This is a genomic window from Streptomyces sp. NPDC043952 (assembly GCF_056435325.1).
The window spans coordinates 378,837-391,263 of the sequence record NZ_JBWKES010000001.1 but is presented as its reverse complement, the minus strand read 5'-3'; the positions used below and the strand labels follow the sequence as shown (position 1 = coordinate 391,263).

The 12,427-nt window shown below is 73.9% G+C and carries 7 protein-coding genes; 3 read left to right on the top strand and 4 right to left on the bottom strand.

The window, feature by feature from the left end; all coding sequences use genetic code 11:
- The first annotated feature begins 227 nt into the window (after positions 1-227).
- Positions 228-1,481, top strand: a complete 1,254-nt coding sequence (locus tag AC069R_RS01810; RefSeq protein WP_478763645.1) for a transcriptional regulator — start codon at positions 228-230, stop codon at positions 1,479-1,481.
- A gap of 53 nt (positions 1,482-1,534) precedes the next feature.
- On the opposite strand, the gene AC069R_RS01805 is transcribed toward AC069R_RS01810, so the two are convergent.
- The 4 genes from AC069R_RS01805 to AC069R_RS01790 form a co-directional block, all read right to left on the bottom strand.
- A complete protein-coding gene (locus AC069R_RS01805; protein ID WP_478763643.1) occupies positions 1,535-2,437 on the bottom strand; it encodes a carbohydrate ABC transporter permease in 903 nt (300 codons plus the stop codon).
- A complete protein-coding gene (locus AC069R_RS01800; protein WP_478763641.1) occupies positions 2,434-3,777 on the bottom strand; it encodes a carbohydrate ABC transporter permease in 1,344 nt (447 codons plus the stop codon). The genes AC069R_RS01805 and AC069R_RS01800 overlap by 4 nt, the downstream gene beginning before the upstream one ends.
- A gap of 7 nt (positions 3,778-3,784) precedes the next feature.
- Complete coding sequence (locus tag AC069R_RS01795; protein ID WP_478763639.1) at positions 3,785-5,161, bottom strand: ABC transporter substrate-binding protein; 1,377 nt, start codon at positions 5,159-5,161, stop codon at positions 3,785-3,787.
- Positions 5,162-5,359: 198 nt separating this feature from the next.
- Complete coding sequence (locus tag AC069R_RS01790; protein WP_478763637.1) at positions 5,360-8,866, bottom strand: FHA domain-containing protein; 3,507 nt, start codon at positions 8,864-8,866, stop codon at positions 5,360-5,362.
- Between the two features lie 425 nt (positions 8,867-9,291).
- On the opposite strand from AC069R_RS01790, the gene AC069R_RS01785 reads away from it, so the two are divergent.
- Positions 9,292-11,022: a serine/threonine-protein kinase gene (locus AC069R_RS01785; RefSeq protein ID WP_478763635.1), complete on the top strand. Its 1,731-nt coding sequence runs from the start codon at positions 9,292-9,294 to the stop codon at positions 11,020-11,022.
- Between the two features lie 112 nt (positions 11,023-11,134).
- Positions 11,135-12,376, top strand: coding sequence for a serine/threonine-protein kinase (locus tag AC069R_RS01780; protein WP_478763633.1), 1,242 nt, complete (start codon positions 11,135-11,137; stop codon positions 12,374-12,376).
- Positions 12,377-12,427: the final 51 nt, after the last annotated feature.

Below are 12,427 nucleotides of genomic sequence, written 5' to 3'. Positions count from 1 at the left end.
TGGCCGTAGCCTCTCGCGTCATGGCCGTACGACGTACCGAAGCCACGGAATCGAGACCCGAACGCTCGACGCCGGCAGCTGCTCCATGTGCTTCGGTGGCGTTCGCCCATTGAACTGCCGGGGAACACAAGAAATGAGGGGCCAGGAAGGGGTGCGCTTTCCGGCAGGGGGCCGCTGCAGGGGGCCAGGATGAGGTCCTCACCCGACGGTGACGGAGGGAAAGTGCCATGGTGGCCCCGGACGGCATCGGCGTCTTACTGCGAACGATCCGCGAAGACGCCGGACGCACCCGCGACGAACAGGCCCAGGTCGTTCAACAGGCCCAGGGCGGGCGCTGGTTCGACTGGGAGAACATCAAGCGGTGGGAACTGGAGAAGCGGTTACCGGTCCCGGACTGGCACGAGACGATCGCCCGAGCATTCGGGTTGAGCGTCACGGATGTGCAGCGGGCAGTCGCCGCATCGCGACAGCACCGACGCAGCCGGCGCAGGGAGAAAGAGGACGTGGAACGACGAAGGTTTCTCGGGGTGGCCGCCGTTGCGGCAGGTGTGACGGCGCTGCCTGGCATCGCACAGGCTCGCGAGGGCATCGACGGGGCTCTTACAGGGACCGGGGCCGGTGACCTGGCCTACCTGGAGTCGGCATTCGAGCGGCACCGAGGCGGCTACCACGGCCGGGCCCCCGACGAAGTCCTGGCCGAGATGCAGGCGGATCTCGTTCTCCTCGGGCAAGTCCTCAACCAGCCCCACCCGGCCCGCGCACGTGCTGATCTCGCCCGCACTGCCGCGGGGATCGCCGGTCTGGTCGCCATCGTTCAGCATGACCGGGGCGACAAACAGGATGCTTTCCGCTGGTTCGCGACAGCGGAGAAGGCGGCCCGGGAATCCGGTGACCGCAGGATGACCGCCTGGGTGCTGGCACGGCATGCGATGGTGCCGCTGAACTACGGTGCCCCCGAAGTGGCCGTACGCATCGCGGCCCGAGCCCGCAGAGCAGCCGGCCGGACCTCCATCGCGGCCGGAGCACTGGCAGCGGCCGTGACTGCCCGCTCCCTCGCCGCCATCGGCGACCGCCAGGGAGCGTGGACGGCGGTCGCGGATGTGCGGGCCTTGATCGAACGTCTCGGCGAGAATGAGGCAGCCGACACATGGTTTGGCTACCCGGCCCAGAAGCACTTCGTCCATCTCTCCCAGGCATACACCCTTCTCGGGGATACCGAGGCCGCCTACTCGGCCCAGGATGACGCCCTCGACCTCACCGCATCCCCTTCAGTGATGACCCGGGCCCTGATCGCGATGGACACCGCCAGCTGTCTGCGCCTCGACGGTGATCCCTCGACGGCGGCCGAGATGGCGGTCGGGATCTTCGACCGCCTCCCAGGCCCCTACCGTGACGGCCTGGTCCGGTCCAGGGCCGAAGCTCTGCGCCAAGCCCTCGATGGCCGTCCCCGAGATCTCCTCGGCCAGGTTCTCGCCCGATAGGGGCTCCGTGTGAAGTGACGTGCCGTACGTCTCTGCCCGGTCTCCATGAGTGCCTACTTCACCGCCCCCGCCATCACCCCCGACACGAACTGCCGCTGGAAGGCGAAGAACACGGCCAGCGGGATGACCATGGAGATGAACGCGCCGGGCGCCAGGACGTCGATGTTGTTGCCGAACTGCCGTACCTGGGTCTGGAGTGCGACCGTGATCGGCTGGGTGCCGGACTTGGTGAAGACCAGGGCGACCAGCATGTCGTTCCACACCCACAGGAACTGGAAGATGCCGAGGCTCGCGATGGCCGGGCCGCCCAGCGGCATCACCACGCGGGCGAACAGGCGCAGCTCGCCGGCGCCGTCCAGGCGGGCCGCCTCCAGGAGTTCGCGGGGGATCTCGGCGAAGAAGTTCCGCAGCAGGAACACCGCGAACGGCAGCCCGAAGCCGGTGTGGAACAGGACCACGCCGAGGATCGTGCCGAACAGGCCGATCTTGCCGAAGAGTTCGGCGATCGGAATCAGTGCCACCTGCACCGGCACCACCAGCAGACTGACCACGCCGATGAACCACCAGTCCCGGCCCGGAAACTCCATCCAGGCGAACGCGTAGCCGGCGAGCGAGCCGATGACCACGACGAGGACGGTCGCCGGGACCGTGATCAGGAGCGAGTTCAGCAGGGAGTGGGTGATGTCCCCGTTCTCCAGCAGCTTCCGGTAGCTGACGAAGGTCAGCTGGGACGGCTTGGTGAACACCGTCCACCAGCCGCTCGCGCTCATGTCGTCGGGGGAGCGCAGTGAGGAGATCAGCAGGCCGATGGTCGGCACCAGCCAGAACAGGCCGACCAGGACGAGGAAGACGCGGACCAGGGTGCCGCCCAGCTTCTCCGTGATCCGGGCGCCGAGCGGGCGCCGGGGCGCGGGGGCGGGCGGGGTCGTGCGCGTATCGGTGGCGAGCGCCGTCATCGCCGTACCTCCCGCCGGAGCCGTCGGACGTTGAACAGCATCACCGGGATCACCAGCACCAGCAGGAACACCGCGATCGCGCTGGCGACACCCGGCTGGCCCTCCGCGAAGCCCCGGCGGTACAGCTCCAGGGCGAGCACGTTCGCGTCGTCCTGGGAGGAGCCGGGGGCGATGATGTACACGAGGTCGAACACCTTCAGCACATTGATCATCAGGGTGACGGCGACGACCGCGAGGACCGGCGCGAGCAGCGGCACGGTGACCTTGCGGAACACCTGCCACTCGGTGGCGCCGTCCACCCGCGCCGCCTCCAGCAACTCCCGTGGCACGCCCGCGAGTCCGGCCGCGATCAGCACCATCGCGAAGCCCGCCCACATCCAGACGTACGCCCCGATGATCGCCGGGGTGACCAGCGCCGGGCCGAGCCACTCCACGCCGTTGTACGGCTCCTTGAAGTTGCTCGCGGGCAGCAGCAGCCGGGCCCCGTCGGCCGCCGCGGGCAGCGTGAACGTGCCGTCCGCCGCCGCTTTCGTGGCCGCCACCACCTTGCCGCCCTTCACCGCCTCGATCCGCATCCCCGGATAGCCCAGCTCGGACGGGTCGGGCGCGCCGAGCCGGCCCACCCCCTTGCCGCGGGTGAAGTCCTGCCAGGTGGTGCCGGTGACCTTGCCGGGCTGTGCCCGCGCGGCCGTCGCCCGCTTCGCGTCGCCGGGCATCTCGTCCGGGGCGACCCCGACGAGCGGCAGGGCGACCGGCCGCCCGGCGTGCACCGCGGCCCTGGTGACGAAGCCGCCGCCCTGCGGGACGAGCGGCGACTCACGCCCCGGATGCGCCTTCGGGAACGCCGAGGACCGCGCGAAGGTGTCGTGCACCGACACCCACGCCGCGTTGGCGACGCCCTTGTCCGGGTCCTGGTCGTACACCAGCCGGAAGATGATCCCGGCCGCCAGCATCGAGATCGCCATCGGCATGAAGACGACCAGCTTGAACGCCGTTCCCCAGCGCACCCGTTCGGTCAGCACCGCGAAGATCAGCCCGAGCGCGGTGGAGACGGCGGGCGCGAACACCACCCAGATGACGTTGTTCTTCAGAGCGGTGAGGATGCCGTCGTCCGTGAAGACCGTCTTGTAGTTGTCGAATCCGGCGAACCCGTGCCCGGAGTCGGTGCCGAAGCTGCGGACGACCGAGTATCCGATCGGGTAGACCACGAGCGCGCCCAGCAGCACCAGGGCGGGCAGCAGGAACAGCACTGCCACGGCCCTGCGGGTGCCGGTCACGCTCTTGCGCGCGCGGGGCGCGGCGGGAGCCGGTGGGGCCCCGGCCGCCGCTGCCGACGCCATCGCCGGCTCAGCTCCCGCTTCCGTACGCGGCCGCCGCGTCCTTCTCCAACGCGGCCTGGGCGCCCGCGACATCGCCCGGATTCCTCAGGAAGTCCTGGAGGTCCTTCCACTCGCCCTTGCCGGGGGTGCCGCCGAAGGCCTGCGGGGCCTGGTCGGACATGTCGAAGCGGAAGTCGTCACCGGACGCGATCAGCGACTTCGCGATCTGCTGCTGGACGCTGTTCGGGTACGCCGAGACCGGCACGTTCTTGTTCGGCGAGAGATAGCCGCCCAGCTTCGCCTGGATGGTGGCCGCGTCCGGGGAGGCGAGGAAGGTCATCAGGGCCTGCGCCGCCTTGGAGTCCTTGAGGACGACCGCCGCGTCACCGCCGGAGACCACGGGCGCGGTGGCGCCGACGGCCGGGAACGGGAACACCTTGGCGTCCGTGCCCACCTTCGCCTTGGTCTCAGCGATGTTCACCTGCACGAAGTCGCCCTCGTAGATCATCGCGGCCTTCGGCTGGTCGCCGCCGGTGAAGGTCTGGGTGACCGAGTTCGGGAACTCGGTCTGGAGCGCGCCGTCCTGCCCGCCCGCCAGGTAGTCCTTCTTGCCCCAGATCTGCGCCAGCGTCTGGAGCGCCTGCTTCACCGAGGGATCGGTCCACTTGATCTTGTGCTGGGCGAGCTGGTCGTACTTCTCCGGGCCCGCCTGCGACAGATAGACGTTCTCGAACCAGTCCGTCAGCGGCCAGCCGTCCGCGCCCGGCACCGAGAAGGGCGTGACCCCCGAGTCGTAGACGGCCTGCGCGGTCGTCAGCAGGTCCTTCCACGTCTTGGGCTCCTTGGCCCCCGCGTTCTCGAAGACCTTGGCGTTGTACCAGATGAGCGACTTGTTGGCGGCCTTGTAGTAGACGCCGTACTGCTTGCCGTTCACCTTCCCGATGTCCTGCCAGCCCTGCGAGTAGTTCTTCCGGACCTCCTTGAGCGCGTCCGGTCCGACCGGCTTGGCCCAGCCCTTGTCCACGGCCTGCTTGATGGCGCCGGGCTGCGGCAGCAGCGCGATGTCCGGCGGCTGCCCGCCCGCGATCTTCGATCCGAGGAAGTTGATGATCGGGTCCTGCGCGGGCACGAAGGTGACCTTCGCGCCGGTGCGCTTCTCGAACTGAGCCAGGACCTTCTTGAAGTTCGTCTGCTCCTGCCCGGTCCACACGGCCGCGATCTCCAGGTGCGCGCCGTCCAGCCGGGGCAGGGCGACCGAACCGCCGGCGGCGGGCGAACTCCCGCCGCCCTTCTTGCCGTCGCCGCCCCCGCCGGAGCACGCGCCGAGCACAAGGCTCCCCGCGAGCAACGCGGCGACCGCGCCGGCGGCCCTGCCGGTCCGGATGGTGCTGCTCTTGCTGCGCATCACTTCCCCGTTCGTCGTTCTGCGTCCTGCCGTGAACGTCCGTGCGCGTGAACGCCGGAACACTGTTCGTGCGCTCCGGTGTACGCGGGCCGTCGGGGCGGGGCAAGAGCGCCTGCGTCCGGGAAGGGGTGATCGTGACCGGGTCGTGATCAGCGGTGTATGCGCCCTGATCCAGGGCGAGTCGGGATCCGTGATCTCCTACAGCAGCGAGGGCACCCGCGCCGCCGCGACCTGCCGGGCGGCGCGCTCCACGGCGCTGGCCAGCAGCGCCAGGTCGGTGGGGCCGTTGCCGAGTTCGCGGACCGGGCGGCGGGCCGGGGGGTCGCCCATGCGCTGCCAGTCCAGCGGGACGACCGTGGGGCGCTGGGTCGCGGTACGGGGGATGCGACCGGTGACCCGGCCGGCCTGGAACGCCACCGAGGGGGCACCCGGACGGGCCAACTCGCCCCGCCCCGGCGCCGGTTCCTCGGGACCCTGCTGAGGGGCCGCGAGCCTGATGCGCAGGCTCGCCCGGCGGGCCGGTTCGCTGTCCGCGGTACGGCCGTCCGAGCCGGCCGCCGCCACCAGGTGCACGCCGAGCCGCTCGCCCTCGCGGGCCACCGCCTCCAGGGCCCGCATGACCGACCCCGCGGCGGGCCGGCCCGGAGCGCCGAGCGCGGGCGAGACCAGCGCGTCCAGGTCGTCGACGACCACCACCAGCCGGGGCAACGGCGGTACTGCCTCGGCGCGTTGGCGTGCCGCGGCGCCGGGGCGCAGCCGCAGCGTCGAGCTGGGCGGCGCCTCGATGTCCCCGGCGCCCTGCGGGGTGCGCTGTGCGACGACCCGGCCCGGCTCCGCCCGCCCCGCGTGCCACTGCGCGAAGTCCGTCCGGCCCAGCAGCTCGGCGCGCCGCTTCAGCTCCGCGCTGAGCGACTGCGCGAACTCCCGCATGCGGACGGGGTCGTTGGCGAGCAGGTGGGTCGTCACATGGGGTATCTCCACGCAGACCCGCAGGCCCTCGTTGCGCCCGTTGCCGGCGCCCACGCCGTCCCGGCCGTCGATGAGCACCATGCCGAGCCGGTCCGGCCGTTCGGCCGCGGCCAGCGACGCCACCACGGCCCGCAGCAGCTCGGTACGGCCGCTGCCCGCCGGGCCCTCGATCAGCAGATGCGGTCCGTCGGCCACCAGGTCCGCGGTCACCGGGCCGTGCGGTCCGGCGCCGAGCACGGCACGGGCCCGGCCGCCCAGCGCCTCCGGGTCGTCGGCCGCGTCCGCCCAGCGGGCCATCAGCGAGGCCGGGGTGGCACGGGCCAGGCCCAGCTCGTCCAGCAGCCGCGCCGACTGCGGCAGCGGCGCCGCCACCCGCGCGTGCCCCGCGTCGGCCGGGCCGTCCGGCCGCAGCGGCGCCAGCGCCCGCGCGAACCGCTCCGCCCACGCCGGGGACACCGCGTCCACGGTGGCGGGCACACCCGGCGTCACCGGGCCGCCCGGCGCGATCCGCAGCAGCTGGAGGGTGCCCGCCACATCGCCGCTGAGCAGGGCCGCGGCCCCGCAGTGCCGGAACGTGGGGGCCACGGCGCACGCCGTGTCGTACGTACGGGTCACGGGCGAGGCCGCCGAGGCGGCGGAGACCTCGGCCAGGCACAGGACGTGCACCCCGGCCCGCGGGCCCACCGCGGCCAGGCGGGCCAGGGCCTCCTGGAGCCCGGACCCGCCGGGATCGCCGTCGACCACGACCACCGTGTAGGGGCCGGGGAATCCGGTACCGCCGAGGTCGGCCTCCGCCCTGGCCCAGGAGGGACGGCGGGCACCGCGGGGCGGCGCGCCGAAGGCGGGGGAGAGCGTGCCGGGGGCCGGGGCGCCGAGGGGACCGGCGGGGGCACCGGGCACGCTCGGGCCCGGCGCCTGAATCGGGTCGCCCGGCTCCCGCCTCTGGTCGCCCGGCCCCTGCCTCGGGTCGCCCGGTCCGTGGCTCCGGTGGCCCGGCGCCTGGCTCGGGTGGCCTGGGCCCTGGCTCTCATGGCCGGGGCCCGGGCTCCGGTGGCCCGGTCCCTGGCTCTGGTGGGGGATCAGCGGGGTGTCCGAGGTGGCGTACGGCGTCGCGTACGACCGCGACCCGGAGCCCCCGGTGTTCTGCGACCCGGAGCCCCCGGTGTTCCGCGCCGGGACCGGGTGGGGACGGCGGCCGGTGAGGTCGTCCACCCGGCGCAGCAGTTCCTCCGTGCGGGCGGCCGCCTGTTCGCGGTCGTAGGCCAGCAGGAGGCGGCAGTCCTGCCCGTGGTTCGGACGGACGTGCGGCAGCCAGCCCAGCCAGGACCACTCGGCGGTGCGCTCCGCCACCGGACGGGAGGCGTCCGCGCTGATCAGCACGATCTCCAGCAGGTCGGGGGAGTGCAGCGCGGCGAGCTGGGCCAGCACCGCGCGGGCCAGCCCGGACAGCCGGGGCCGGGGCCCGGCGAGGCCCAGCGCACCCGTCTCCCGCAGCGCGGCGGTCACCGGTACGGCGGGCAGCAGGCCCGAGCCGTCCGGCGTGCTCCGGTCGGCCGTACCGAGCCGTACGGTCAGCGCCTCCGGGTGGCCGGGCCCGCGCTCCCACAGCCGGGGGCCGGGGCCGAGCGCGGTGAGCAGCAGCGCGGCGGGGTCCGGCCAGGTGTCGGGGCGCTGCGGGGCCCCGGCGTCCGGGGCGCCGCCGGGCGGGGCCGTCTCGTCGTACGACCGCGCGCCGTCCGCCGGCTGCTCTCCGCGCCCGCCGGCCAGCCGCCGGGCCCAGGCGCCGAGCCCCCGCCGCCGGACGCCCTGCGCCCCGCCGACCCCGGACCGGCCCGCGTGGGTGTCTCCGTCGCGCCCGGCGGGTCCCGCGTCCGCGGCGCCCCAGGAGGCGGAGCCGTAGGCATGCCCGGTGCCTTCCGCGACGCCGGTTGCCGAGCCGGGGGGACCGGCCCAGGTCCCGCCCGGCGCCGACGGCGGCACAGGCGACGCGGGTGATGCAGGCGAGGCGGGCGATGCTGGCGATGCCGACGACGCGGGCGCCGCGGGCGGGAATCCGGCATCCGCCGCTTCCGCACCCGGCCCGACGCGCAGGCAGCCCTCCCCGTCCGCGACCACCGGCACCCGCGCCCGCGGCCCGCCGGGCGCGACCCGCAGCGCCGACTCCCCGATCCGCAGCAGGCCCCCGGCGGGCACCCGCACCGCCCGCTCGCCGATCCGCGTGCCGTCCAGCGTCGTACCGTTCGTGGAGCCCAGGTCCGCCACGGACACCCGGCCGTCCGCGCCCACCGTCACCGCGCAGTGCAGGCGCGAGACATCGGGGTCGTCCAGCGGCACATCCGCGTCCGCGGAGCGCCCGACCGTGATCCGGCCGCCGTGCAGCAGATGGACCCCGCCCGCGTCCGGCCCGGCCACCACATGCAGCTGCGTGGGCGCCTCGTCCAGCTCGGGATGCGGTTCGGCGGCGGCGGGCGCGCCCAGGGCCAGTACGGCGCCGTCGACCAGCGGCGGCTCCCCGAGCACGGCGCGGCGCGGGTCCAGCCGCTCGGCACCGGCGTACAGCACGACCGCCGCGCCCCCGGTGTCGCGGCCCGCGCCCTCCCCGGTGACCGCCCCGGCCAGCGCGGCGGCGACCGCGGCGAGGTCGGTGCCCGCGGGCGCCGTGACCAGCACGTCGCGGCTCGCGCCCCGCTGTGGAGGCGGGCCCAGCGGGTCTACGACGGTCAGCCGGATCTGCATCGGCGTCAGCGGTCCCTTCTGCGCGGGTCTGCGCGGGCGCGGACTACCCCCCACCCCACACGAGCACGTCGGCCAGTACGGGAGCATCCTCGCACCTGCCACCGACACCGTGCCCGTCACCCGGTGCGAAGTGATCTTGATTGGTCGGCTCTGACCCCAAAAGTGCCTGACATGGACCACCCCGACGATCAGTTGAGATCGGTCACGTCCCCTCTTATGGCCCCCTTCAGTCGGCTTCCGTCGGCTGCCACCGGCGTCCGCGGCGGCGCACGGCGAGTGCGGGCAACCACGGGCGACGGACACGCGTCTTTCCTTCGGACCTGCCCGCGAACGCTTACGTGGCGCCCCACCCGGCACCACTACAGTGGTCCGGAACACCGGGAATGCAGGCAAGCAGCATCAGCAAGCAGCAGGGAGCGCGTGACGTGCGGCCAGTCGGCAGCAAGTACCTGCTTGAGGAGCCGCTCGGACGCGGCGCCACAGGCACCGTCTGGCGTGCCCGCCAGCGCGAGACCGCGGGCGCGGAGGCGGCCGTCCCCGGCCAGCCGGGCGAAACGGTCGCGATCAAGGTCCTGAAGGAGGAGCTGGCGAGCGACCCGGACATCGTGATGCGCTTCCTGCGCGAGCGCTCTGTCCTGCTCCGGCTCACCCACCCGAACATCGTCCGGGTCCGCGACCTGGTCGTGGAGGGCGAGCTGCTGGCCCTGGTCATGGACCTGGTCGACGGCCCCGACCTGCACCGCTACCTGCGCGAGAACGGCCCCCTGACGCCGGTCGCCGCCGCCCTGCTGACCGCCCAGATCGCCGACGCGCTCGCCGCGAGCCACGCCGACGGCGTGGTCCACCGCGACCTCAAGCCCGCCAACGTGCTGCTGCGCCAGCGGGACGGCGAGATGCACCCGATGCTGACCGACTTCGGCATCGCCCGCCTCGCCGACTCTCCGGGCCTGACCCGCACGCAGGAGTTCGTCGGCACGCCCGCGTACGTCGCGCCCGAGTCCGCCGAGGGCCGCCCGCAGACCTCCGCCGTGGACGTCTACGGCGCCGGCATCCTGATGTACGAGCTGGTCACCGGCCGTCCGCCGTTCTCCGGCGCCACCTCCCTTGAGGTGCTGCACCAGCACCTCAGCGCCGAGGCGCGCCGGCCCTCCACCGTGCCGGACCCGCTGTGGACGGTGATCGAGCGCTGCCTGCGCAAGAACCCCCTGGAGCGGCCCAGCGCCGAGAACCTGGCGCGCGCCCTGCGGGTCGTCGCCGAGGGAGTCGGGGTGCACGCGAACTCCGCCCAGATCGCGGCGGCCGAGGGCGTCGGCGCGCTGCTCGCCCCCGACCCGGCCCCGGCCGCGGTGCCGGGCGAGCCGGGCGTCGCCGGTGCGGCGGACCCCACGCAGGTGCTGCCCACGAACGCCCCGCAGGGGTCGTACGACCCGAACGGCGCCACCAGCGTCCTGCCGCCCACCGCGGGCCCCGCCGGCGCGGCCGACCCCACCGCCGTGCTGCCGCACACCGGCGCGGCCGACCCGACGGCCGTGCTGCCGAGCACCGGCGCCGCCGACCCGACGGCCGTGCTGCCGAACACCGGGCCGGGGGGCCCCGGACCCGAGCAGCCGCACCCCTGGCAGAACCAGCTGCGGGCCGCCCGTGACCGCAACGAGCAGACGCAGATCCAGTACCTCTCCCCGGAGGACGACCCGCTGCACCACCGGCCCCAGCGGCAGGTGGCCCGCCCGCAGCAGCAGCCGCGGCCGGCAGCGCAGCCGCGCCGGCAGCAGCCGCAGCAGCGCGGCCGGCAGCAGGGGCAGCCGGGGTACCAGCAGGGCGGCTACGGCTACGCGCCCCAGCAGCCTCAGCAACCGCAGCAGCATCAGCCGCAGCGCCGGCCCCAGCAGTACGCGCCGCCCCAGCAGCCGCAGCGGCCCGCGCGTGAGCCCAGGGCGCCGCGGCAGCGCAGCGCCAACCCGATGAAGATCCCCGGACTCGGCTGCCTGAAGGGCTGCCTGTTCACGATCGTCATCCTGGTGGTGGCGAGCTGGCTGATCTGGGAGCTGACGCCGCTGCACACCTGGGTCGGACAGGGCCGGGGCTACTGGCACGAGCTGAGCCACTGGGCCGGCCAGGTGAGCGGCTGGGCCAAGGACCTGGGCAGTGGCAACTGACCTGTTGGATAGGGGATTTGTCGACATCTGACGGGTGATTTCCGTCTCCGCGGTGAAGGTTGGCTCGCCGGACGCGTAGTTTTAACGACAACACGCGTCTGTAGGAGCAGTCTTGGCACGGAAGATCGGCAGCCGGTACACCGCGAACCAGATCCTGGGGCGGGGCAGCGCCGGCACGGTGTGGCTGGGCGAGGGGCCCGAGGGCCCCGTCGCGATCAAGCTGCTGCGGGAGGACCTCGCCTCGGACCAGGAGCTGGTCGGGCGCTTCGTCCAGGAGCGCACGGCGCTGCTCGGGCTGGAGCACCCGCACATCGTCACCGTGCGCGATCTGGTGGTCGACGGCAATGACCTGGCCCTGGTGATGGACCTGGTGCGCGGCACCGATCTGCGCACCCGGCTGGAGCGGGAGCGCAGGCTCGCGCCCGAGGCCGCGGTGGCGATCGTCGCCGACGTCGCGGACGCGCTGGCCGCGGCGCACGCGGCGGGGGTCGTGCACCGGGACGTCAAGCCGGAGAACGTGCTGCTCGACATGCAGGGCCCGCTCGGACCCGGCGGGGCGCATCCGGCGCTGCTGACCGACTTCGGGGTGGCCAAGCTGATCGACGCGCCCCGGCGGACGCGCGCCACGAAGATCATCGGTACGCCGGACTACCTGGCCCCCGAGATCGTGGAGGGGCTGCCGCCGCGGGCCTCCGTGGACATCTACGCGCTGGCCACGGTGCTGTACGAGCTGCTGGCGGGCTTCACGCCGTTCGGCGGCGGGCATCCGGGCGCGGTCCTGCGCCGCCATGTCACGGAGACCGTGGTCCCCCTCCCCGGCATCCCCGAGGAGCTGTGGCAGCTGATCGTGCAGTGCCTCGCCAAGGCGCCCGCGTCCCGGCTGCGGGCCTCCGAGCTGGCGGCGCGGCTGCGGGAGCAGTTGCCGACGCTGGCCGGGCTGCCGCCGCTGGACGTGGACGAGCCGGACCTCTCGGAGGAGGGCGCCGAGGAGGAACCGGCGGCCCCCGCGGCACCCGCGGCCCCCGCGCAGGGTGCGCCGGTACGACGACGGGGCGCGGTCTCCCTCGTGCAGGGCGCCCGGCCCGACTCCAACCGCGACACGCACACCTCGATGCGGGTCCCGGCACCGGACGAGCTGGCCGGCGGCGCGCACGGGACGGCACGCGCACCCCGGCCTACGGGCGCGCCCCGGCCGGGCTCGGCGAAACACCGTGCCGCGGTGCGGCGCCGTCGGATCACGGTGGGGGCCGCGGGGGTGGCCGTGGCGGCACTGGTGTCGGTCGGCGCGTGGTGGGCCACGTCGGACACCCCGCCGGACTCCCCCCACCCGGCCTCGACCTCCCCCACCCCCTGACCCCCCTCCTTTCCCACCACCCACCCGCCTCGGCCGGCTGGAAGGCCCACC

What these genes read in the sequence shown, in the direction of transcription:
- AC069R_RS01810 (WP_478763645.1), top strand. Translation starts at nt 228, where the DNA reads ATGGTGGCCCCGGACGGCATCGGCGTCTTACTGCGAACGATCCGCGAA.
- AC069R_RS01805 (WP_478763643.1), bottom strand. Translation starts at nt 2,437, where the DNA reads ATGACGGCGCTCGCCACCGATACGCGCACGACCCCGCCCGCCCCCGCG.
- AC069R_RS01800 (WP_478763641.1), bottom strand. Translation starts at nt 3,777, where the DNA reads ATGGCGTCGGCAGCGGCGGCCGGGGCCCCACCGGCTCCCGCCGCGCCC.
- AC069R_RS01790 (WP_478763637.1), bottom strand. Translation starts at nt 8,866, where the DNA reads ATGCAGATCCGGCTGACCGTCGTAGACCCGCTGGGCCCGCCTCCACAG.
- AC069R_RS01795 (WP_478763639.1), bottom strand. Translation starts at nt 5,161, where the DNA reads ATGCGCAGCAAGAGCAGCACCATCCGGACCGGCAGGGCCGCCGGCGCG.